Raw genomic sequence first — 22,048 nt, forward strand, 5'->3', positions numbered from 1 at the left:
TGCAGACATGAAATTGCTCCCTTATTACAAATTCTTCTATAAGGGCTGCATAATCTCATCTGCACATCATATTACAAACGAAGCTTTTTTCATTTGGTTAGATGGTTCCGGTATATAGCTACTCAGAATATGAGTTTGGCGGCCACCGCTACCAAAACGAAAGCCAGCAGGCCGCGCAACATCCGTTCCGGCACCGCGCGCGCGAAGTACGAGCCCACGGTGATGCCGGGCAGCGACCCCACCAGCAAGGTCAGCAGCAGCGACCAGTCGATCGACCCCAGCCACCAGTGGCCGAAGGCGGCGATCGCCGTCAGCGGCACGGCGTAGGCGATATCGGTGCCGGCCACTTCGGCCGGGCTCAGGCGCGGATACAGCATCACCAGCACGGTCGCGCCGATGGCGCCGGCGCCGATCGACGAAATGGTGACCAGGGTGCCGAGCACGGCGCCGGCGAAGATGGTGGCGGCCGTCAGCGCCCCGCCCTGCAGCTGGCGCTCGGGACGGGCGTTGATCCAGGCCAGCATCTTGCGGCGGAACAGCAGCGCGCACACGGTCAGCAGCACCGAGGCGGCGATGGTGTAGCGGATGATCTTGCCCAGTTCCGGGCTGAGGGTGCCGAAGTATTTGAGGCCGAAGCTGGCCAGCACGGCGGCCGGCAAGGCGCCCATGCACAGGCGGCGCACGATGTCCCAGTGGACCGTGCCGCGCAATCGGTGGGTGAAGGTGCCGACGCCCTTGGTCAGCGAGGCGAAGGCCAGGTCGGTACCGACGGCGACGGCCGGCGTGACCCCGAACAGCAAGGTCAACAGCGGCGTCATCAGCGAGCCGCCGCCCACGCCGGTCATGCCCACCAATAGGCCGACCGCGAATCCTGAAATAACGAACGATACATCCATGCAATTCCCCAAGAGTAGCCCGAAGGTTACCTACTCTTGGGAAATATCCAAACAACGCAATCCTTATTTGCTTATGCGTTATTTAATCCAAACCCAACCCGAAGGGGTCGTACCCCGTGCGGGGTACGACCCCGGGCTTGGCGGGCTGCGGGGTTGAGCTTACTTGTTCGGCTGTGGCGTGACGCGCAGGTAAGGCTTGGCGGCGGTGAAACCTTTCGGGTACTTTTGCTTGAGCACTTCCGGATCCTGCACCGTCAGCGGGATGATGACGTCGTCGCCATCTTTCCAGTTGCCGGGCGTGGCCACGGTGTAGCCGTCGGTCAGTTGCAGGGCGTCGATCACGCGCAGCACCTCGTCGAAGTTGCGGCCGGTGCTCATCGGATAGGTCAGGCTCAGGCGGACCTTTTTGTTCGGGTCGATGACGAACAGGGTGCGCACCGTGGCCGTGGTCGAGGCGTTCGGGTGGATCATGTCGTACAAGGTGGCGACCTTGCGGTCCTCGTCGGCGATGATGGGGAAGCCGACCACCGTGTCCTGGGTTTCCTCGATGTCGGCGATCCAGCCCTTGTGCGATTCGGCCGGGTCGACCGACAGCGCGATCGCCTTGACGTTGCGCTTGTCGAATTCCGGCTTCAGCTTGGCGGTCAGGCCCAGCTCGGTGGTGCAGACGGGCGTGAAATCGGCCGGGTGGGAAAACAGCACCACCCAGGAGTCACCGGCCCACTCGTGGAACTTCAGCTTGCCGATGGAAGAGTCTTGTTCAAAATCGGGGGCGGTATCGCCCAGTCGCAGTGTCATGGTGGTCTCCAGAAATTGTTACGGGTTCAGGTGGCAAGGGCGCGCTCAATGCGCCGCGAGAGTCCTATTCTGCACCGGATCTATCAATAAATACAATGTTTCGGACCCGATGATGATCGACGCGACCGCCGGCGGCCGCGTCGGCAAGCGCTACTTGGGCTGGTAGATCTGGTCGAACAGGCCGCCGTCGGCGAAGTGGGTCTTCTGCGCCTTGGTCCAGTCGCCGGCGATCTGGGCGATCGTGAACAGTTTTACGGCCGGGAATTGGGCGGCGTATTTCTTCGCCTCTTTCTCGACGGCCGGACGGTAGTAATTCTTGGCGATGATTTCCTGGCCCTCGTCGGTGTAGAGGAAGTTCAGGTAGGCCTCGGCCACCTTGCGGGTGCCGCGCTTGTCGACCACCTTGTCGACCACGGCCACCGGCGGCTCGGCCAGGATCGACACCGACGGCGCGACGATGTCGAACTTGCTCGGTCCCAGTTCCTTGATGGCCAGCAGCGCCTCGTTCTCCCACGCGATCAGCACGTCGCCGATGCCGCGCTCGACAAACGTGGTGGTGGCGCCGCGCGCGCCGGAATCGAGCACCGGCACGTTCTTGTACAGCTTGCCGAGGAAGTCCTTGGCCGTGGCCTCGTTGCCGCCCGGCTGGCGCAGCGCGTAGCCGTAGGCGGCCAGGTGGTTCCAGCGGGCGCCGCCGGAGGTTTTCGGATTCGGGGTGATAACGGCCACGCCCGGCTTGACCAGGTCGTTCCAATCCTTGATGCCCTTGGGGTTGCCCTTGCGGACCAGGAACACGATGGTCGAGGTGTACGGGGTGCTGTTGTGCGGCAGTTTCTTCTGCCAGTCCGGCGCCAGGAGCTTGCGCTCGGCGATGGCGTCGATGTCGTAGGCTAGCGCCAGCGAGACCACGTCCGCCTCCAGGCCGTCGATGACGGCGCGGCCCTGCTTGCCGGAACCGCCGTGCGATTGCTTGATCTTGACGGTGTCGCCGGTCTTGGCCTTCCAGTCCTTGGCGAAGGCGGCGTTGACGTCCTGGTACAGCTCGCGCGTCGGATCGTACGAGACGTTGAGCAGGGAGACTTCGGCGGCCAGCACGGATGAGGCGGCGGTGGCGGCGAAAACGGCCGCGGCGATGATTTTTTTGGACAGCATGGAATTCCCCTAGTTGTGTTAAACCAAAGAGTAATGCCGTCCCTTATTAATTAGAACTAAGCTTTTATCAGTTCCATATGCGAAAACCTTATATGCGGCTAGTAGAACCGGTTGAACAGCACCACGCCCCAGGTGGCCGCCGCCAGCAGGCAGGTCAGCAACACCGCCGCGCTGCCGAAGTCCTTGGCGTTCTTGGACAGCGGGTGGCGTTCCAGCGAAATCCTGTCAACCACCGCCTCCAGTGCCGAGTTAATCAGTTCGACGATCAGCACCAGCACCAGCACCGCGATCAGCACCAGCTTCTCGAACGCCGAAATCTTCAACACCAGCGCGATCAGCGCGCCGACGACAAACAGGGCCAGCTCCTGGCGGAACGCGTGCTCGTGTTTCCAGGCCGACTTGAGGCCGTCGATCGAGTAGAAGAAGGCCGAAAAGATCCGCTTGAGGCCGCTTTTGCTTTTGAATTCGCTGACAGGTTCCATGGGAGACAAACAAGATAAAGATAGCGCATTATGCATCAATTCACATTTTTTTCACATTATGGTATAACGTAGTTACCGCATACTGCACCGCACCAACCACATCATGAAAATCGAAACCGTTCCCGAGCAAAAGACCACTATCCAGGTGATCGAGCGCATGGTGGCGCTACTAGACGCTCTCGCCAAGTATCCCGATCCCGTCAGCCTGAAGGAATTGTCCAAGGTGTCCGGGCTGCACCCGTCGACCGCGCACCGCATCCTCAACGACATGGTGCTGACCCGTTTTGTCGACCGCATCGAACCGGGCACCTACCGGCTCGGCATGCGGCTGTTGGAATTGGGCAACGTCGTCAAGAGTCGGCTGTCGGTGCGCGAGGCCGCGCTCGATTTCATGCGCGCATTGCACAAGAAGACGCAGCAGACCATCAACCTGTCGGTGCGCCAGGGCGACGAGATCGTCTACATCGACCGCGCGTTCTCGGAGCGCTCGGGCATGCAGGTGGTCCGCGCGATCGGCGGGCGCGGTCCGCTGCACCTGACCTCGACCGGCAAGCTGTTCCTGTCGGTCGACGAGCCGAAGGCCATCCGCGCCTACGCCACGCGCACCGGGCTGGCCGGGCACAACAAGAATTCGATCACGGATTTGTCCAAGCTCGAGCGCGAGCTCAGCCTGGTGAAGTCGCGCGGCTACGCGCGCGATAACGAGGAACTGGAACTGGGGGTGCGCTGCATGGCCGCCGGCATCCACGACGACAGCGGCAAGTTGATCGCCGGGCTGTCGATCTCGGCGCCGGCCGACCGCCTGCAGGAGGATTGGCTGGACGATCTGGTCACGACCGCCAGCCAGATCTCCGCCACGCTCGGTTACATGCCGGTCGAATAAACCGGCGAGGTGCTGTTGGTGGTCAGCGCCGCGGGCTTGAGCGCCTGCAGCCAGCTGCGCATGCGGCCGGCGTCGGCGGTGCGCGACTGCTTGCCCTTGGAGTCGAGGAACACCATGATCACCGAACGGCCTTCGATGACGGCCTGCATCATCAGGCAGCGTCCCGCTTCGTTGATGAAACCGGTTTTCTGCAAGCCGATCGCCCAGTCCGGATTGGCCACCAGGTGATTGGTGGTGCCGAACTGCATCGGACGGCCGTTGGCTTCGACGATGGCCTTGGCGTCGGTCGAGAACTGGCGCAGCATCGGATGCTGGTACGCCGCCATCGCCAGCTTGGCCAGGTCGCGCGCGCTGGCCACATTCATTTTCGACAAGCCGCTCGAATCGACATAATGGGTGTCGGTCATGCCCAGTTCGCGGGCCTTGGCGTTCATCGCCTCGACAAACGCCGGCTTGCCGCCCGGATAGTTACGGCCCAGCGCCGAGGCGGCGCGGTTTTCCGAGCTCATCAGGGCGATGTGCAGCATGTTGGCGCGGGTCAGCTGGGCCCCCACGCGCAGGCGCGAGCTGCTGAATTTTTCGCGGTCGACGTCCTCGTCGGTGACGGTCAGCAGCTCGTCCATGTCCTGGTTGGCTTCGACCACGACCAGGCCGGTCATCATCTTGGTGATCGAGGCGATCGGCAAGGCGACGTTGGAATTCTTTTCAAACAATACTTCGGAATTGGCCTGGTCGAGCACCAGCGCCACGTTGGACTTGAGGTCGAGCGGATCGTGCGTCGCGCTCAGGCCGGCCAGGTCGCCCATGGTCGGCACCGGCGGCGCGGCCGTGATCATGCGCTGGTACACCACCTTGCGGCGGCCGTTGACCTTGGTCACGCGCTTGACCACGCGCTCGCCCGCCTCGGCGGCGGCCACGCGCACCGGCTGGCGCGACTTGCCTTTCTTGACGTGGGCCTTCTTGGGCGCGGCGGTATCGGCGGTCGCGGCCTGGGCGGCGCTGAGGCCGGCGGATGCGAACATCAGCGAAATGAGCGCACTTAACGCTAGTTTATACATTCATATCCCCAAAAGAAGAAAAGCCGCATTTCACAATCGACAGTTGCAGTGTAGCAAAACGGTGCGCAAGCGCAAGCTAATTTAAGCTTGGTGGCATCTTTGGTTGCGTATCTGCAATATGCTTAAAGCAAGCTAGTCCTAAGCGACAAATTTAACAAATTCTTCGACCGGCATACGCTCCGTGATCAAAGAATTCTCGATTTTTGTCGTGTCGGCGTAACCGAGGGCCATGCCGCACACCACCATTTCGTTGGCGGGGAGATCCAGCGCGGAACGGATGACCCGATGATACTGGGTAAAGGCGGCTTGCGGACAAGTATCTAGTCCCCGCGCCCGCGCGGCCACCATCACGCTCTGCAAGAACATCCCGTAGTCCAGCCACGAGCCCTGCTCCATCACGCGGTCGATCGTGAAGATCAGGCCGACGGGGGCGCCGAAGAACTCGTAGTTGCGGCCGTGCTGGGCCGCCATGCCGGCCTTGTTGTCGCGCGTGAGCCCCAGCAGCGCATATAAATCCCAGCCCACCTTGCGGCGCCGCTCGATGAACGGCGAGACCCATTGGCGCGGGTAATACGCGTATTCCTCGGTGTGCTGGCCGGCTTGCTCCGGATCGTTATGTATGGCCAGGATCGCCGAAGACAACTCCCGCTTGCGCTCGCCTTCGAGCACATACACTTTCCACGGTTGCGTGTTGGTGCCGGACGGCGCCCTGCCCGCCACCCGCAGGATCGCCGTGACGTCCTCGCGCGCCACCGCTTGCGGCAGATAGGCGCGGATCGAGCGGCGCGACGTGATCGCCGCGTCCACCGCCTGCTGTTCTGGAGTAGAAATCATGTGGCCTCGCTATTTGGGTTGGTTTTTGCTGACAACGAAAAACACCCCGGTGACCGCCAGCGCCATGCCGACGATGCCGAGGGCGTTGAATGCTTCGCCGAACATCAGCCACGCCATGACGGCGGTGGTGGGCGGCGTCAGGTACATCAGGCTGGTGACCTGGGTGGCGTCGCTGCGGCGTATCAGCGCGAACAGCACGAAAATGGCGCCGATCGACAGGCCCAGCACCGACCACGCCAGCGCGCCGACGAACTGCGGCGTCCATCGCACCGCAGCAAAATCGGCGCTCAAGCCTTCAAATATGATAGCCAACGGCAACACCACCACGGTGGACGCGGCGAACTGGATGACCGTGCCGGTGCGCAGGTCGAATTGCGGGCAATGGCGTTTTTGATACATGGTGCCGACCGTGATCGACACCAGCGCCAGCACGCACAGCGCGATGGCCTCCACCGACAGCCCGGTCAGCTTGATCTTGGCCGCCACCACCAAGGCGACGCCGCCGATGCCGAACACCAATCCCAGCCACTGGCGCGGCCGCACCTTTTCACCGATCAGCGGCGCGGCGAACGCGGTCAGGATGGGCTGCATGCCGACGATCAGCGCCGACAGGCCGGCCGGCATGCCCTGCTTGATGGCGCACCAGACGCCGATCAGATAACCGGCCTGGACCAGCACCCCGGCCAGCGCGATGTGGCGGATCTTGCCGTGCGGCCAGGGCGCGCGCAACACCAGCACGGCCGGCACCAGCAACAGCAGCACGCCCAGAAAGCGCATCACCAGGAAGGTCAGCGGCGGCGCGTACGGCAGGCCGAACTTGGCCACGATGAAGCCGCTGCTCCATAAAAGGACAAAAAACAACGGCATCGGCGACAAAAAAGTCGCGTGTCCGGCCGCTGCGGCAGCGGGGTTTTGCGGGGAAACGGCGGTAGGGGTATCGGACATGAAAACTTACTATCGGACTGAAAGGAAACGAAAGGCGGGCAGACGGCATCGGCCAGTTGCCCGCCGAGTCTATCACGGCGGCCCGATCGGCACCGGCCCAGCCCCCAAAGCAAGCAACCACGCCAGCCCCGGCGATGCACCGCAATAAGTTTTAGCCGGGAAATACTTCCTCAAATCGACGTTTCATGCCTTGATGCAACGCACAAAAAATCGCTTGACTTAATTTCCCAAGGCCGTAAAATTGGCTTTGTTGCGTTGCACAATTCGATCGGTTTGAAACGTGGATGTTCTGTTTCTCGCCGAGCTAGAACGGCAGTATCCAATTAATGACTATTTTCCTGGAGAGTTAAATGTTTTCAATCCCTGAGCAATTTTCCAATGCGACCAAAGCCAACTTTGAAGCGCAGTTCGCCATCTTCTCGGCCCTGACCAACAAGGCGTTTGAAGGCGTGGAGAAGTTTGTCGACCTGAACCTGACTGCCGCCAAGGCGTCGCTGGAAGAGTCGTCGATCACCACCAAGCAACTGCTGTCGGCAAAAGATCCGCAAGAATTCTTCTCGCTGGCATCCGCTCAGGCCCAGCCGAACGCAGAAAAAACCCTGGCGTACGGCCGTCACCTGGCGAACATCGCCTCGAGCACCAGCGCCGAGTTCAGCAAAGCCGCCGAAACGCAAATCGCTGAAACCAACCGCAAAGTCATCTCGCTGGTGGAAGAAGTCAGCAAGAACGCCCCGGCCGGCAGCGAAAACGCCGTCGCCCTGTTCAAATCGGCCCTAGGCAATGCCAACGCCGGCTACGAGCAGTTCAGCAAGACCGCCAAGCAGGCTGTCGAGTCGATCGAAAGCAACGTCGCGCAAGCGGTGAACCAGTTCTCCGCCGCCGCCGCCAAGGTCGCTCCGGCACGCAAGTAATCAGGATGGTGCCGGCGCCCAGGCGCCGGCACCGTTCCGCTGCCTCCTCGGCATCCACGGTATCTCCGGCGGATGTCCTTAAAAGCCCCGGCACCGCCGGGGCCTTTTTTTTGGCTGGCAGACCCGCACGGCCACGCGGGGTCGTACCCCGAGGGGTACGACCCCTAAGCGGAGACGCAGGCGTCCCGCTAAAAGGATGCAGGGTGGGGTTTACTCGCCCAGATACGCCGCCTTCACGCGCGGATCGTCGAGCATGTCGCGGGCGTTGCCGGTCATCGTGATGTTGCCCGAATCCATGACGTAGCCGCGGTGCGCGGCCTGCAGGGCCAGCTTGGCGTTCTGCTCCACCAGCAGGATGGTGATGCCCTCCTTCGAGACATTGCGGATCACCTCGAAGATCTTGTCGACCATGATCGGCGACAGCCCCATCGACGGCTCGTCGAGCAGCAGCAGCTTGGGATGCGACATCAGCGCGCGCGCCATCGCCAGCATCTGCTGCTCGCCGCCCGACAAGGTGCCGGCCATCTGCGCCGCCCGCTCCTTCAGGCGCGGGAACACGTCGAACCACTTGGCGATGTCGGCCTCGATGCCGGCCTTGTCGTCGCGCGTGAAGGCGCCCATCATCAGGTTTTCCTGGATCGACATGCGGGTGAACACGCCGCGCCCCTCCGGCACCATCGCCAGCTTCCTCTGCACCAGATGGAACGATTTCGTGCCCTTGAGCGACTCGCCCTCGTACGACACCGTGCCCTCGACCTGGCACGGCGGCAAGGTGCCGGTGATGGCCTTCAAGGTGGTGGTCTTGCCGGCGCCGTTGGCGCCGATCAGCGCCACCAGCTCGCCCTGGTTCACCTCCAGGTCGATACCCTTGACGGCCTTGATGCCGCCGTACGCGACTTTCAGTCCCGATACTTTTAGAACATTGCCGCCCATTAGTGCGATCCTCCCAGATAGGCGTCGATGACGGCCTGGTTGCGCTGTATTTCCGCCGGCAGCCCCTCGGCGATCGGCTTGCCGTATTCCAGCACCATCAGCCGGTCGCACAGGCCCATCATCATTTTGACGTCGTGCTCGATCAGCAGCACGGTCTTGCCTTCGTTCTTGATCTTGACCAGCAGCTCGCGCAGCGCCAGTTTTTCGGTCGCGTTCATGCCGGCGGCCGGTTCATCCAACGCCAGCAGCTGCGGATCGGTGGCCAGCGCGCGGGCGATCTCCAGCCGGCGCTGGTCGCCGTACGACAGGAAGCGCGACGTGCGGTTGGCGAACTGGCCGATGCCGACGAAATCGAGCAACTCCTGCGCGCGCTTGCGAATGCTGGCCTCCTCCTCGCGCGCCGCCTTGTGGCGGAACACGGCGCCGAACACGCCCTGGTGCGAACGCACGTGGCGCCCGACCATGACGTTCTCGAGCGCGGTCATCTCACCGAACAGGCGGATGTTCTGGAAGGTGCGGGCGATGCCGGCCTTGGCCACCTCGTGCGGGGCCGACGGCGAATACGGCTTGCCGGCCAGCTCGAAGGTGCCCGTGTCCGGCTGGTACAGGCCGGTGATGACGTTGAAGAAGGTGGTCTTGCCGGCGCCGTTGGGGCCGATCAGGCCGTAGATCTGGCCCTTCAGGATCTTGATGCCGACATCGGTCAGCGCCTGCAAGCCGCCGAAGCGCTTGTTGACGCCGGCGATGTTGAGAATGACTGGTTCGCTCATTGTGTGTTTCCTCAAGCCGCCACGGTGCCGGACGATTGATCTTTGGTATCCGAATCGCTGTCGGGGCGGTCTTCATGCTTGGGCGCGGGCCACAGGCCGGCCGGACGGTTGAGCATGATCAGCACCATCGCCAGGCCGTACAGCAGCTGGCGCAGCACTTCGGCCTCGATCAGGACGTGGCCGAACATTTGCTGCTGCAGCGGCTCGACCACGTGGCGCAGCACCTCCGGCAACGCCGCCAGCAGCGCGCCGCCCATGATGACGCCCGGGATGTGGCCGATGCCGCCCAGCACCACCATCGCCAGCACGGCGATCGATTCGGTCAAGGAGAACGATTCCGGCGACACGAAGCCCTGGAACGAGGCGAACAGCGCGCCGGCGATGCCGCCGAACGAGGCGCCCATCGAGAACGCCAGCAGCTTGACGTTGCGGGTGTTGATGCCCATCGCCTTGGCGGCGATCTCGTCCTCGCGGATCGCGACCCAGGCGCGGCCCAGGCGCGAATGCTGCAGGCGCGACGTGACGAACACGATGGCGATGCACAGGAACAGGAACAGGAAGTAGTAGGCGTTGACCGACGGCATCGAGAAGCCGCCGATGACGACGTTGGCGCGCGAGCCGGCCTCGCCGGCCAGGTTGACGCCGAACACCTTGATCGGGTCGATCAGGTTGATGCCCTGCGGACCGTTGGTGAAGTTGACGGGCTCGTTGAGGTTGTTCATGAAGATACGGATGATCTCGCCGAAGCCCAGGGTCACGATGGCCAGGTAGTCACCGCGCAGTTTGAGCGTCGGCGCGCCCAGCAAGGCGCCGAACAGGCCGGCGAGCGCGGCCGCCAGCGGCACGATCACCCACACCGACAGGTGGATGCCGTTTTGCTGGATCTCCGGCCCGAAGATGCCGACCAGCGACGCGCCCAGCACCGGATACTGGTTGATCACCGATTCGAGCAGCGCCGCGAATTGCGGCGAGGCCAGCAGGCCGGTCATGTAGGCGCCCACCGCGTAGAACGCGATGTAGCCCAGGTCCAGCAGGCCGGCGAAGCCGACCACGATGTTCAGGCCCAGCGCCAGCATGATGTACAGCAGCGCCATGTCGATGATGCGCACCCACGAGTTGCCGAACTGCGCGGCGAAGAACGGGAAGATCAGCAAACCGATGAAGACCACGGCCATGCTGCCGTAGGCCTTGCGCGGGTTGCGGGAAACGTCGAAATTAAGAATAGCCATGAGATCCCCCTGTTACGCGCGGTCGGCGACGCGCTCGCCCATGATGCCGGACGGACGCACCGTCAGCACGATGATCAGCACGACGAAGGCGAAGATGTCCTGGTAGTGGCTGCCGAGGAAGCCGCCGGTCAGGTCGCCGATGTAGCCGGCGCCCAGGCTCTCGATAATGCCGAGCACGATCCCGCCGATCATCGCGCCGTAGATGTTGCCGATGCCGCCCAGCACCGCCGCCGAAAACGCCTTCAGGCCCGGCACGAAGCCCATCGCGAACTGGATCGACGCGTAGTTGGCGCCCCACATCACGCCGGCGACGGCGGCCAGCGCCGCGCCCAGCGCGAAGGTGGCGACGATGACCTTGTTCGAGTCGACGCCCATCAGGCCGGCGACCCGCGGGTTTTCCGCCGTGGCGCGCATGGCGCGGCCCATCTTGGTTTTTTCCACCAGCAGCACCAGCCCGGTCATCGACACGGCCGCCAGCACCAGCAGCAGGATCTGCGTCTGCGAAATGAGCGCGCCGCCGACCACCACCGGCTCGGTCGACAGCAGCTGCGGGAACGGCAGCGGGTTGCGGGTCCAGATCATCATGGCGAAGGTTTGCAGCAGGATGGAGACGCCGATCGCCGTGATCAGCGGCGCCAGCCGGGGCGCGTTGCGCAGCCGGCGGTAGGCGACGCGTTCGATGATGACGTTGACGATGATGCAGACCGGGATGGCGCCGCCGATGGCGATGGCCAGCTTGACGTAGCCGGGCAGGTCCGGCGCGTACTCGTTGAGATATTTGAGGATGGTCAGGCCGGTCATCGCCCCCACCATCAGCACATCGCCGTGGGCGAAGTTAATCAGATTGAGCACGCCGTACACCATGGTGTAGCCCAGCGCGACCAGCGCGTACATACTGCCCAGCACCAAGCCATTTATGATTTGTTGGATAAAAGTATCCATGAGAGCCTTTAATTTTTGTATTGCACAGACGGTCCAAGTAACAAAAACGGCACCCCGGGGCGAGATGTCCCCGTAGTGCCGCCGTTGACTACACGATAATCATGCAAGTTCCATGCCTGAGCCGGCATAAAACCCTGCGCACCGCTTGGGCGTTTATGAGCCTAATCGACAAGCTTTTGCGAGCGAGGCAATGATAGCGAGATTCCCTAAAAACTTACTGCGGAATAAGTACGCAACTACTGAATTAAGTTCTGCCTGCCGCCTTGCCGCTCAGCCCGCGCCTCCCGCGGCCGCCGGTTTTTGCCCGTCCAGGCCCTTGGGCAGCGGGAAGGTCACCGACTCCAGCACGCCGTCGAGCGGGCGCACGCTGCGCACGCCGCACTCTTTCAGGCGGTCGATGACGGCCTGCACCAGCACCTCGGGCGCCGACGCGCCGGCCGTCACGCCGACCCGCAGCTTGCCTTCGAGCCAGGCCGGATCGATCTGCGTGGCGTTGTCGACCATGTGGGCGGGCGTGCCCATCTTCTCGGCCACTTCGCGCAGGCGGTTGGAGTTGGAACTGTTCGGGCTGCCGACGACGATCACCAGCTCGACCTGCGGCGCCATGAACTTGACGGCCTCCTGGCGGTTGGTGGTGGCGTAGCAGATGTCGCCCTTTTTCGGCTCGATGATGGCCGGGAATTTGCGCTTGAGCGCTTCGATGATGTCGGCGGTGTCGTCGACCGACAGCGTTGTCTGGGAGACATAGGCCAGCTGCTCCGGCTTGGTCACCTCGAGCAGCTCGACGTCGGCCACCGTTTCGACCAGATACATGCCCGCTTCGGTCTGGCCCATCGTGCCCTCGACCTCCGGATGGCCGTCGTGGCCGATCATGATGATCTCGCAGCCCTGCTTGCGCATCTTGGCCACTTCCACGTGGACCTTGGTCACCAGCGGACAGGTCGCGTCGAAGATGCTCAGGCCGCGCGATTCGGCCTCGGCGCGCACCGCCTTGGACACGCCGTGGGCCGAGAACACCAGCGTATTGCCGGCCGGGACGTCGTCGAGGTCCTCGATGAAGATCGCGCCCTTATTGCGCAAGTCTTCCACCACATAGGCGTTGTGGACGATTTCGTGGCGCACATAGATCGGCGCGCCGAATTGCAACAGCGCGCGCTCGACGATCTCGATCGCGCGGTCGACGCCGGCGCAAAAGCCGCGCGGCTGGGCCAACAGGAGTTCTTTATCGCTCATCGGTTCCTCACAGCACGGAAATAAGGTTCACTTCGAACTTCAGCGGCTGGCCGGCCAGCGGATGGTTGAAGTCGAAGAGGCAGGTATCGTCGCCCAGCTCGCGCAGGATGCCGGCGAAGCGGCCGCCGCCGGGCGCGGCGAAGTCGACCAGGTCGCCCACTTTATAGTCGGCGCCGGGCACCGAGTTCTCGTCCAGGGTGGCGCGCGTGACTTCGCGCACCAGTTCCGGGTTGCGCGGGCCGAAGCCGACGCCCGGTTCCAGCTCGAACGTCTTGTGCGTGCCCTCGGGCAGGCCGATCAGCAACTCTTCCAGCACCGGCGCCAGCTGGCCCTGACCCAGCATCAGGGTCGCGGGATTTCCACTGAAGGTAGTGACGATATCAGTACCGTCCAGCGAGGCCAGACGATAATGCAGGGTGAGATAAGCCGATTTGGTGACGACAGGTTGCGCGTTGGACATGACTTGAGGTTCGGTGAGCTAGCAAAGGCTATATTGTAAGCCACCTTGCCCCTCGCGCCCGCCGCCTGTGCTGATTTGGGATCAATTGACTGCGCCGCCCAAGGGTGTATATTGATTTCGCCTGTAGCGCATGATTTTTTAGGAATCGACATGACCACCGCAGCGCCCCTTAAGATATACAACGCCAAGGATGCGGAGACGCAGTTCGGGGAAGTCCTCAACGAGGCGTCGCGCAAGCCCGTTGGCATCACCAAGCGCGGTCGTGTCGCCGCATACATCCTCTCAAGGCGCGATTTCGACGCCATGGTATCCCGCATCCAGGAACTGGAAGATCAACTTTGGTTGGCAAAAGCCGATCTGGCGCGCGAGGGGGGCTTTGTCGGGTCCGAGCGGGTGAAGACCATTCTTGGCGCTATAGGGGACGTTCAAAATGAGGAAGCTGGCGCTAACTCATAATGCCGAGAAGTTTTGGTCCGGACTGGAGCCCAAGATCTACAAGCAAATCGGCCGAACCGTACTCGGACTCTTGCGTAATCCGGAGCCACATGACAGTTCCCTCCTCAAGGGCGGGAAAAATCGTGAGCGCAGGGTGGACGCCGGCGAATATCGCGTGATCTACGCCGTCACCGACGATACGATCGAAGTGCTGGTGATCGGCAAGCGCAACGATGCCGACGTCTACAAACAATGGGACCGAATGAAGTAACTTCGGACTCAAATCGCCTTAATCAGACTCCCATCAGTATTCCAACTTCCGCTTTGACCACAATGGGTACTTCTTCCCGGAGGATACCCATGACGATCAATGACTGGCCGGCCGAACGCCGCCCGCGCGAACGCCTGATCCGCGAGGGCGCGGGCGCGCTGTCGGACGCGGAATTGCTGGCGGTATTTCTGCGCATCGGCGTGCCGGGGCAGGACGCGGTGCAGCTGGGCCAGCACATGATGCACCATTTTGGGTCGTTGCAACGGCTATTTGGCGCCTCGCTGCCGGAGTTCTCCGCAATCCACGGCCTGGGGCCGGCCAAGTTCGCCCAATTGCAGGCGGTGATGGAGCTGGCGCGGCGCGCGATGCTCGAGGAAATCAGGTCGGGCGAGACGCTGGCTTCGCCGCGCGCGGTCAAGGACTATCTGCGGCTCTCGTTCAGCGGCAAGAGCTTCGAATCGTTTCACGTGCTGTTCCTGGACGTCAAAAACCGCCTGATCGACAGCAAGGAATTGTTTCGCGGCACGTTGACCCATACCAGTGTCTATCCGCGCGAAGTGGTCAAGGAGGCGCTGGCGTGCAACGCCGCCAGCGTCATGCTCGCCCACAACCACCCTTCCGGCACGCCGGACCCGAGCGAATCGGATCTGCGGCTGACGCGCGCGCTGGTGCAGGCGCTGGCCCTGGTCGACATCCGCATCCTCGACCATTTCGTGGTGGCGGGCCACCAGGTGCACTCGTTCGCCGAGCACGGGCAGATGTGATCAGGGCGCCACGAAACGCTTGCTGGCGAAGGCCAGGCGCTTCGCCTTCCCGTCGGCAATCAAGGTCGCGGCGATGTACTCCTTACCCTTGGTCAAGCCGCCTGCGGGGATGCTGAAACTGGTCACTTGCGCCGGCACCACGGTCTGGAATTTGATCGGATTGGCGCCGCCCGCCTTCGCCATGCCCGGCTCGATCACGTACACCAGTGTCATGGCCGCGTTGGGCAACTTGGGCCACGACACTTTCGAGGCCGAGACGGTAACCTTGAAGCTGGCCGGCTGGTTCTGCTCGACGGCGAACATCTCCCAACTACCGTTCGGCCCGATGTAGTACTTGATGCAGCCGGGAACATCCTTGAACTGCTTGCCCGCGGCATTCGAATACACACCTTTGTAGTAACCGCTGGCCGGATCGTAACGCCCCTGATACGGCCCGGACTGCGCGCTGTTATCGATGTTGCCGGACCACGTGCCGCTCAGGTCGTAGCCCGCCTTGTTTCCCTTGACCGTGCCGACGTTGCTGCTCTGGCAGCCGACAAAGGTGAAAAACATCGCGCCCTCGAACGCGGCATCCTTCTCCGGCAGGTTCAGCACGAAGGCGCCGGGCATCGGGTCCTCCGGATTGGACAACGGGTCCTCCTGGTAATAGCCGACATACAGGCCGCCCGGCGCGGACGGGCCGGCGGCGACGGCCAAGCCTCCGGCGGACAGCGCCGACAACGCCATCAGCCAGCGTAACGCGAACAGTTTTTTCCTAGCGTACATCAGCGCAGTCTCCTTGTGGGGCGAGTGATTTCAGATGGGCATTGTGCCAGCTTTGCAAATAAACATCATGGCAAAAGAACCAGCTTTTTACCGTCCAGCGCCTGTTCGGCCGAGCATTTCCATAGGAGAAGCACCTTCAAGTCACAATTGTTAAATTTATTGAGATTATCAAGACACAATTGTTTTTCACAAGTCATTGAAAAAGCTGAGTTTTTTGGATATACTCTCGTTTTTCCAATTGTGGAATGTCTTTTAAGGAGTGCGTTATGGCACGTGTTTGCCAAGTTACTGGGAAGAAGCCGATGGTCGGCAACAATGTTTCCCACGCAAACAACAAAACCAAACGTCGTTTCCTGCCTAACCTGCAGAACCGTCGTATTTTTGTTGAATCTGAAAACCGCTGGGTATCCCTGCGTCTGTCCAACGCTGGTCTGCGCGTCATCGACAAGGTCGGCATCGACGCCGTTCTGTCGGACATGCGCGCCCGTGGCGAAAAAGTCTAATTAGGAGCTACCATGGCAAAAACTGGCCGCGACAAAATCAAACTGGAATCGACCGCAGGCACGGGTTTCTTCTACACCACCACCAAGAACAAGCGCACCACGCCTGCTAAAATGGAGATCATGAAGTTCGATCCTAAAGCACGCAAGCACGTCATGTTCAAAGAAACCAAGATCAAGTAATCAACGATCTTCGCTTCTTCAAAAGAACCGCCAGCGCAAGCCCGGCGGTTTTTTTACGTCTCCACTCCGGGGTCAGGTCCACCATTTCTACACGCGCTGAGCCGTATCGACACACTTCGCGCGCTTTTACAGGCAAATCGGCCGCCCACAGCCCAGTTCGTGTAGAAATGGTGGACCTGACCCCGGATGTAAAAAAGGCCCCGAACGGGGCCTTTTTGTTGAAGCGGAGCTACTTAGGCGTAGCTGCGCAGACGCAACGAAAACTCCTGCAGCGATTTGATGCCCGACGCTTCGGCGCGGTTGCACCAGTCCTGCAGCTTGTGCAGCAGCTGGTCGCGCGTGAAGTGCGATCGCTCCCAGATCACGCCCAGCTCCACACGCATGTTGTGCATGGTTTCCAGCGCTTTGCTGTGCTGGAACAATTCAACCAGTTGCTGCTGCTGTGGCGCTTCCAGCTTGCCCGGCTCGCGCTGCAACAGCTTGCGCGACGATTTGAGGAAACGCGATTCCAGCTGCGCCTTGTCTTTCAGGTGCTCCACCTCTTCGTGCCAGGCGGCCTTGATCGATTTGGCGTACTTGGCCATCACGTCGTAACGGTTGGCGATGACCGACTGCAAGGTGTCGAAGTCCGCTTCCAGTTTGCCCTTGGCGAACTTCGGCTCCGGCGCGCGTTTCTTGACCTTGGCCAGACCCATCATCTCCAGCGCGCGGATGTAACCCCAGCCGATGTCGAACTCGTACCATTTCGACGACAGCTTGGCCGACGTCGCGAACGTATGGTGGTTGTTGTGCAACTCTTCGCCGCCGATCAGGATGCCGAACGGGATGATGTTGGTGGCCGCGTCCGAGCAGTCGTAGTTGCGGTAGCCCCAGTAGTGGCCGATGCCGTTGATGATGCCGGCCGCCGTCACCGGAATCCACATCATTTGCACCGCCCACACGGTGATGCCGATAACGCCGAACAACATGACGTTGATCACCAGCAGCGACGCCACGCCCTGCCAGCTGAACCTCGTGTACAGGTTGCGCTCGATCCAGTCGTCAGGCGTGCCATGGCCATACTTTTCCATGGTTTCCAGGTTCTTCGATTCGGCGCGGTACAGCTCGGCGCCTTCCCAGAACACTTTTTTGATGCCGCGGGTGACCGGGCTGTGCGGATCTTCCTCGGTGTCGCATTTGGCGTGGTGCTTGCGGTGGATCGCCGCCCATTCCTTGGTGACCTGGCCGGTGGTCAGCCACAGCCAGAAACGGAAGAAGTGGCTCGGGATCGCGTGCAACTCCAGCGCGCGGTGCGCCTGGTGGCGGTGCAGGTAGATGGTAACGCTGGCAATGGTGATGTGGGTAACGGCCAGGGTGTAGAAAAACACTTCCCAGGCGGTGAATCGGGTCACGCCGTTAGACAAAAAATCCAATACCGCATTTAAACTAAAGCTCATTAATACTCCAAGGTGGGCCTGTCTCGCCTTCGCGGCAACTCCGCAAATATTGCGTTTTCGACAGGCGCAGGAAGTCCATTAGTCTTGCTAACAACCTGTAATTGTACGCTGAATCAAAGGTGATTTGAGGAAGGATTTCCTGAGGTCACAGACATTTCCTTTGGCACGGTCGTGCTTTCCGGGTCGGCCAGCAGCGCCGGCACGGGGCCGAGGATGCGCATTTCCCTCTGCGGGAACGGCACGGAAATGCCATGCTCTTTCAACGCGCGCCAGATCGCACGGTTGACGTCGGATGTGACGCCGCCACGACCGTTTTCCGGGTCGTCGATCCAGAAACCGACTTGCAGATCGAGACCATCGGCGCCAAAACTGAGCAAGGTGGCCGACGGCAGGCGCTCCTTGTTGACCCGCTCGACGCTCAGCGCGGCCGCTTCCAGCAACTTGAGCGCCAGGTCGACGTCGGTGTCGTAGGCTACCGACACCCGGGTTGAAATATTGACCATGCTGCTCGACAGCGAGGAGTTCTGCACCGCGCCCGACACCAGCATTTCGTTCGGGATGATCGATTCCATGCCGTCGAGCGCCTGCAGCACCGTGTAGCGGGTGTTGATCTGCGTGACCTTGCCGCTGTACTTGTCGACCGTGATCATGTCGCCGATGGTCAGGCTGCGGTCGAGCAGGATGATGAAACCGGACACATAATTACTGGCGATCTTCTGCAAGCCCAGTCCGAGGCCGACGCCGAGGGCGCCGCCGAACACCGACAGCACGGTCAGGTCGATCCCCACCAGCGACAGGCTCACCAGCACGGCCGCCAGGATCAGCACCGCGCGCACCGTGCGCGACAGCACCACCCGCAGGCTGGTGTGCATGCCCTGCAGGCGCATCAGCCATTCCTCGAGCGCGGTGCCGGCCCACAGCGCCAGCATCAGCATCACCACCACCGACACGATCGCTTGCAGCACGTCGGCGATCGAGACCTTGTATTTGCCCATCGGCAGGATGGTGTTGTCCAGATACAGGTACACGTCGTCCCACATGCCGGTGATGTAGACCACGAACGCCAGCCACACCAGCACCTGGAAGATTTTTTCAAACGCCAGCATCGTCGGGCTGATCTCGCCACGGCGGGCGAACACACGGCGCAGCAGGTAGACCGCGAAACGGATCACCGCCAGCGAACCGAAGATCGGTATCGCCACCTTGAGCAGATTGTTGGGGTGTTGGTAATACTTGAGCAGCACCAGGCGCGACAGGACCAGCAGGCCGACCACCAGCATCGGCGGCACCACCCGGCCGACGCTCTCGACGCCGAAGCGCATGATGTCGCCACGGTTTTCATTGCGTCCAAAATACTTGCGCAGCAGCCGGGCCAAGGTCCATCCCAATATCGCGGACACCACCAGCGCGGCGATTTGCCATAGCATGCTGGGGTCGCGCAGGTCGCCGGAAAGGTCTTCGATCAGGTTGAAAAGCGGCTGTTGTTTGGACATATCTAATGCTGAGTGTGGCTGGAGGCCGTAGAGTAGCGTAAACCCGTACGCTTTTGCCTGAACGCTGGCGTTACAGCTTAAGGGTCGTACCCCACCACCCCACGGGGTACGACCCTGCATGGCCGTGCGGGTTTACCGGCGCAAAGACCCGGAGATCACTCCTCGTCGGCCACTTCTTCTTCCTTGACCGGCGCCGCTTTCTTCGGCATCGGCTTGCGCTCGAACACGGCGGCGAAGAAGCCGTCGGTCTGGTGCTTGTGCGGCAGCAGCTTGAGGTAGTCGCCCATGTCCAGCTCGATCTTCTGCTCGGCCAGCACTTTGCTCATCGGCACCAGTTCGAAGTCCGGATGGCTGTCCAGGAATTGCTTGGCGATGAAGTCGTTCTCGTCGTCCAGGAAACTGCAGGTGGCGTACACCAGGCGGCCGCCGCCCTTGAGCAGGCGCGCGGCGCCGTCCAGGATCGCCGCCTGCTTGACCTGCAGTTCGCCGATCGCGCTTGGCTGCTGGCGCCATTTGACGTCCGGATTGCGGCGCAGCGTACCCAGGCCCGAGCACGGCGCGTCGACCAGCACGCGGTCGATCTTGCCGGCCAGACGCTTGATCTTGGCGTCGCGCTCGTGCGCGATCTGCACCGGATGCACGTTCGACAGGCCGCTGCGCGCCAGGCGCGGCTTGAGCTTGGCCAGACGCTTCTCGGACACGTCGAACGCGTACAGCCGGCCGGTGTTGCGCATCGTCGCGCCCAGCGCCAGGGTCTTGCCGCCGGCGCCGGCGCAGAAATCAACCACCATTTCGCCGCGCTTGGCGCCGACGATGGCCGACAGGATCTGGCTGCCCTCGTCCTGCACCTCGATATGGCCGCTCTTAAACAGCGGCAGGTTTTGCAGCGCGGGCTTTTGCAGCACGCGCAGGCCCAGCGGCGAATACGGCGTCGGCGTGCTGCGGATCGGCGCTTCGGCCAGGCCGGCGGCCACTTCCTCGCGCGTGCCCTTCATGGCGTTGACGCGCAGGTCCAACGGCGCCGGCTGGTTCATGCCGTCGGCCAGCGCCAGGGTTTCTTCTTCGCCCATCTGCTCGACCAGCTTGTCGAACAGCCACTTCGGCATGTTCGAGCGGCTCGACTTGTGCATCACCTTGCGGTCGATCTGCAGGATGCGCTCGACCCACGCGACTTCTTCCTCGGTGAGGCCGCCCAGCGAGTCGACGCCGACCGCGTCGGCCATGCCCAGCAAGGTCAGGCGGCGCATCGTGGCGCCGCCGCCCGCCTCGGAGAAATCGGTATAAAACGATTTGTTGCGCAGCACGTTGTAGATGCACTCGGCGATGGCGCCGCGCTCACGGCCGCCCAGGCGCGGGTGGTCTTTGAAATAGCGCGACAACGTGGTGTCGGCGGGCGCGGCAAAGCGCAAAATCTCGCGCAACACTTCTTCGGCGTTGGCGAGTATCGCTGGTGGCAATCTCATGGAATTCCTTGGTTAAATTATTTTGTGGTGGTCACATGTTCGTCCACATGGACCAGGTCCTGCTCCATCGTCAACCTGCCCTCGACGAACCAGCGCACCGCGCGCGGATAAATCACGTGCTCCTGTTGCAGCACGCGCGCCGACAAGGTTTCGACCGTGTCGCCGGGCAGCACCGGCACGGCGGCTTGCGCCACCATCGGCCCGTGGTCGAGTTCGGCCGTGACGAAATGCACCGTCGCGCCATGCTCGGCCACGCCGGCGGCCAGCGCCTGCGCATGCGTCGCCAGGCCGGGGAACAGCGGCAGCAGCGAGGGATGGATGTTGAGCATGCGGCCGGCGTAGTGCGCGACAAAAGGCGCCGTCAAAATCCGCATGAAACCGGCCAGCACCACCAGATCGGGCGCGAAGCCGTCGATCACGGTCTGCAAAGCGGCGTCGAACTCGGCGCGGCTGGCATAGTCTTTATTGGCAACAACAGCCGTCTCGATTCCGTGTTCAGCGGCGAACGCCAGGCCGGAGGCGTCGGCGCGGTTGCTGATGACGGCGGCAATACGGGCGGGCCAGCGCTCGGCTTGCGCCGCGCGGACTATCGCTTCCATGTTGCTGCCGCGACCCGAAATAAGGATGACGATGTTTTTCATAGGCCGACATTGTACCTTGTCCACACGGACCGGACCAGAAAATGCCGAGAAATGCTGCGGCGCAGCAGGCATCCGCCCCAGCGCGCAAGCGGGATGCGGAGGGGGAACCGGCTTACTCGAAGGAGTAAAACACCCGGAACGGAACTTTCTTTTCGGCCCAATAGTCGGCAGCGTCGCGGAAGACGTCCAATAACGTTTCCCGCGCTTCCTTGTCAAATTTCTGGGTATTGGGCAATTGCTCCAGCACCACCAGGAAACCTTCCTGATGGCCGGCCTTGGCCATGGTGTCGGTCAGCGTCTCGCGCAGGCCGTCAAAATTCTTGCCTATACCTTTAGGAAACAGAAAAGATTCCGCGATAATGCCCAGCACTTGCTGCTTGGTCGCGCCGGCGTTGCAATGCGCGTACAGGAAGTGGTGCCCCAGGCGGGCCGCCTCCTCCTGCAACTCGACGACGCGGAAGGCGCGGATCGACTGCACGAGGTTGGGCGGCACGGTCATCAGCAGAGTCTCGTTTTCCTCCATTTGACCTGGTATGTACGGTGTGTCCACTTTGCTGTCGTGAGTGCCTAA

General features: G+C 62.0%; 26 protein-coding genes. 7 read left to right on the forward strand and 19 right to left on the reverse strand.

Annotated features, from left to right (window positions below; all coding sequences use genetic code 11):
- Positions 1 to 122: 122 nt before the first annotated feature.
- From JOD97_RS31070 to JOD97_RS31085, 4 genes are all read right to left on the reverse strand, one after another.
- Positions 123 to 896, reverse strand: a complete 774-nt coding sequence (locus JOD97_RS31070; protein WP_209726671.1) for a sulfite exporter TauE/SafE family protein — start codon at positions 894 to 896, stop codon at positions 123 to 125.
- A 159-nt stretch (positions 897 to 1,055) separates the two neighbouring features.
- Positions 1,056 to 1,694 (reverse strand): peroxiredoxin, encoded by a 639-nt coding sequence (locus JOD97_RS31075; RefSeq protein ID WP_209726672.1) that lies wholly within the window; start codon positions 1,692 to 1,694, stop codon positions 1,056 to 1,058.
- A gap of 150 nt (positions 1,695 to 1,844) precedes the next feature.
- Positions 1,845 to 2,846, reverse strand: a complete 1,002-nt coding sequence (locus JOD97_RS31080) for a sulfate ABC transporter substrate-binding protein (protein WP_209726673.1) — start codon at positions 2,844 to 2,846, stop codon at positions 1,845 to 1,847.
- Between the two features lie 98 nt (positions 2,847 to 2,944).
- Positions 2,945 to 3,328, reverse strand: a complete 384-nt coding sequence (locus JOD97_RS31085) for a diacylglycerol kinase (protein ID WP_209726674.1) — start codon at positions 3,326 to 3,328, stop codon at positions 2,945 to 2,947.
- 103 nt (positions 3,329 to 3,431) lie between these two features.
- Here JOD97_RS31085 and JOD97_RS31090 point away from each other — a divergent pair, with 103 nt between their 5' ends.
- On the forward strand, positions 3,432 to 4,211 hold the full coding sequence (locus JOD97_RS31090; RefSeq protein ID WP_209726675.1) for an IclR family transcriptional regulator: 780 nt from the start codon (positions 3,432 to 3,434) through the stop codon (positions 4,209 to 4,211).
- Here the strand turns inward: JOD97_RS31090 and pbpG are convergent.
- The 3 genes from pbpG to JOD97_RS31105 all read right to left on the reverse strand — a co-directional run bounded on the left by pbpG (position 4,193) and on the right by JOD97_RS31105 (position 7,048).
- Entirely contained in the window at positions 4,193 to 5,269 is a 1,077-nt protein-coding gene (gene pbpG, locus JOD97_RS31095; protein WP_209726676.1) for a D-alanyl-D-alanine endopeptidase, read from the reverse strand. The two genes, JOD97_RS31090 and pbpG, sit on opposite strands and share 19 nt — an antisense overlap.
- Before the next feature lie 138 nt (positions 5,270 to 5,407).
- Complete coding sequence (locus tag JOD97_RS31100) at positions 5,408 to 6,103, reverse strand: nitroreductase (RefSeq protein WP_209726677.1); 696 nt, start codon at positions 6,101 to 6,103, stop codon at positions 5,408 to 5,410.
- 9 nt (positions 6,104 to 6,112) lie between these two features.
- Positions 6,113 to 7,048, reverse strand: coding sequence for a DMT family transporter (locus JOD97_RS31105; RefSeq protein WP_209726678.1), 936 nt, complete (start codon positions 7,046 to 7,048; stop codon positions 6,113 to 6,115).
- 350 nt (positions 7,049 to 7,398) lie between these two features.
- Here JOD97_RS31105 and phaP point away from each other — a divergent pair, with 350 nt between their 5' ends.
- The gene (gene phaP, locus JOD97_RS31110; protein WP_209726679.1) at positions 7,399 to 7,959 is read left to right on the forward strand and encodes a TIGR01841 family phasin; all 561 of its coding nucleotides are present in this window, start codon (positions 7,399 to 7,401) and stop codon (positions 7,957 to 7,959) included.
- A 210-nt stretch (positions 7,960 to 8,169) separates the two neighbouring features.
- Here the strand turns inward: phaP and JOD97_RS31115 are convergent, their stop codons facing one another.
- The 6 genes from JOD97_RS31115 to JOD97_RS31140 all read right to left on the reverse strand — a co-directional run bounded on the left by JOD97_RS31115 (position 8,170) and on the right by JOD97_RS31140 (position 13,526).
- Positions 8,170 to 8,892 carry an ABC transporter ATP-binding protein gene (locus JOD97_RS31115; RefSeq protein WP_209726680.1) on the reverse strand — a complete coding sequence of 241 codons (723 nt, stop codon included), beginning with the start codon at positions 8,890 to 8,892 and terminating at the stop codon, positions 8,170 to 8,172.
- Entirely contained in the window at positions 8,892 to 9,662 is a 771-nt protein-coding gene (locus JOD97_RS31120; RefSeq protein WP_209726681.1) for an ABC transporter ATP-binding protein, read from the reverse strand. Before JOD97_RS31120 ends, JOD97_RS31115 begins: the two co-directional genes overlap by 1 nt.
- Positions 9,663 to 9,673: 11 nt before the next feature.
- The gene (locus tag JOD97_RS31125) at positions 9,674 to 10,891 is read right to left on the reverse strand and encodes an ABC transporter ATP-binding protein (protein WP_209726682.1); all 1,218 of its coding nucleotides are present in this window, start codon (positions 10,889 to 10,891) and stop codon (positions 9,674 to 9,676) included.
- 12 nt (positions 10,892 to 10,903) lie between these two features.
- Positions 10,904 to 11,833, reverse strand: a complete 930-nt coding sequence (locus JOD97_RS31130; protein WP_209726683.1) for a branched-chain amino acid ABC transporter permease — start codon at positions 11,831 to 11,833, stop codon at positions 10,904 to 10,906.
- A 270-nt stretch (positions 11,834 to 12,103) separates the two neighbouring features.
- The gene (ispH, locus tag JOD97_RS31135) at positions 12,104 to 13,066 is read right to left on the reverse strand and encodes a 4-hydroxy-3-methylbut-2-enyl diphosphate reductase (RefSeq protein ID WP_209726684.1); all 963 of its coding nucleotides are present in this window, start codon (positions 13,064 to 13,066) and stop codon (positions 12,104 to 12,106) included.
- A 7-nt stretch (positions 13,067 to 13,073) separates the two neighbouring features.
- The gene (locus JOD97_RS31140; RefSeq protein WP_209726685.1) at positions 13,074 to 13,526 is read right to left on the reverse strand and encodes a peptidylprolyl isomerase; all 453 of its coding nucleotides are present in this window, start codon (positions 13,524 to 13,526) and stop codon (positions 13,074 to 13,076) included.
- 150 nt (positions 13,527 to 13,676) lie between these two features.
- Here JOD97_RS31140 and JOD97_RS31145 point away from each other — a divergent pair, with 150 nt between their 5' ends.
- The 3 genes from JOD97_RS31145 to radC all read left to right on the forward strand — a co-directional run bounded on the left by JOD97_RS31145 (position 13,677) and on the right by radC (position 14,996).
- Positions 13,677 to 13,982, forward strand: a complete 306-nt coding sequence (locus tag JOD97_RS31145) for a type II toxin-antitoxin system prevent-host-death family antitoxin (RefSeq protein WP_209726686.1) — start codon at positions 13,677 to 13,679, stop codon at positions 13,980 to 13,982.
- Positions 13,957 to 14,232: a type II toxin-antitoxin system RelE/ParE family toxin gene (locus tag JOD97_RS31150; protein ID WP_209726687.1), complete on the forward strand. Its 276-nt coding sequence runs from the start codon at positions 13,957 to 13,959 to the stop codon at positions 14,230 to 14,232. Before JOD97_RS31145 ends, JOD97_RS31150 begins: the two co-directional genes overlap by 26 nt.
- 89 nt (positions 14,233 to 14,321) lie before the next feature.
- A complete protein-coding gene (gene radC, locus JOD97_RS31155) occupies positions 14,322 to 14,996 on the forward strand; it encodes a DNA repair protein RadC (RefSeq protein WP_209726688.1) in 675 nt (224 codons plus the stop codon).
- Here radC and JOD97_RS31160 read toward each other — a convergent pair whose 3' ends face one another.
- Entirely contained in the window at positions 14,997 to 15,761 is a 765-nt protein-coding gene (locus JOD97_RS31160; RefSeq protein WP_209726689.1) for a hypothetical protein, read from the reverse strand.
- 266 nt (positions 15,762 to 16,027) lie between these two features.
- Here JOD97_RS31160 and rpmB point away from each other — a divergent pair, with 266 nt between their 5' ends.
- Positions 16,028 to 16,264: a 50S ribosomal protein L28 gene (gene rpmB / locus JOD97_RS31165; RefSeq protein WP_056157214.1), complete on the forward strand. Its 237-nt coding sequence runs from the start codon at positions 16,028 to 16,030 to the stop codon at positions 16,262 to 16,264.
- Positions 16,265 to 16,276: 12 nt separating this feature from the next.
- Complete coding sequence (rpmG, locus tag JOD97_RS31170) at positions 16,277 to 16,444, forward strand: 50S ribosomal protein L33 (RefSeq protein WP_008451489.1); 168 nt, start codon at positions 16,277 to 16,279, stop codon at positions 16,442 to 16,444.
- A 233-nt stretch (positions 16,445 to 16,677) separates the two neighbouring features.
- On the opposite strand, the gene JOD97_RS31175 is transcribed toward rpmG, so the two are convergent.
- The 5 genes from JOD97_RS31175 to JOD97_RS31195 form a co-directional block, all read right to left on the reverse strand.
- Positions 16,678 to 17,880 (reverse strand): fatty acid desaturase, encoded by a 1,203-nt coding sequence (locus tag JOD97_RS31175; protein ID WP_209726690.1) that lies wholly within the window; start codon positions 17,878 to 17,880, stop codon positions 16,678 to 16,680.
- Positions 17,881 to 17,993: 113 nt separating this feature from the next.
- Complete coding sequence (locus tag JOD97_RS31180) at positions 17,994 to 19,373, reverse strand: mechanosensitive ion channel family protein (protein ID WP_209726691.1); 1,380 nt, start codon at positions 19,371 to 19,373, stop codon at positions 17,994 to 17,996.
- Between the two features lie 155 nt (positions 19,374 to 19,528).
- Positions 19,529 to 20,836, reverse strand: coding sequence for an RsmB/NOP family class I SAM-dependent RNA methyltransferase (locus tag JOD97_RS31185; RefSeq protein ID WP_209726692.1), 1,308 nt, complete (start codon positions 20,834 to 20,836; stop codon positions 19,529 to 19,531).
- A 17-nt stretch (positions 20,837 to 20,853) separates the two neighbouring features.
- Complete coding sequence (purN, locus tag JOD97_RS31190) at positions 20,854 to 21,477, reverse strand: phosphoribosylglycinamide formyltransferase (RefSeq protein ID WP_209726693.1); 624 nt, start codon at positions 21,475 to 21,477, stop codon at positions 20,854 to 20,856.
- A 112-nt stretch (positions 21,478 to 21,589) separates the two neighbouring features.
- On the reverse strand, positions 21,590 to 21,976 hold the full coding sequence (locus tag JOD97_RS31195; protein WP_209726694.1) for a barstar family protein: 387 nt from the start codon (positions 21,974 to 21,976) through the stop codon (positions 21,590 to 21,592).
- Between the last annotated feature and the right edge of the window lie 72 nt (positions 21,977 to 22,048).

It is taken from the genome of Duganella sp. 1411, assembly GCF_017833525.1.
Classification (GTDB): domain Bacteria; phylum Pseudomonadota; class Gammaproteobacteria; order Burkholderiales; family Burkholderiaceae_D; genus Rugamonas.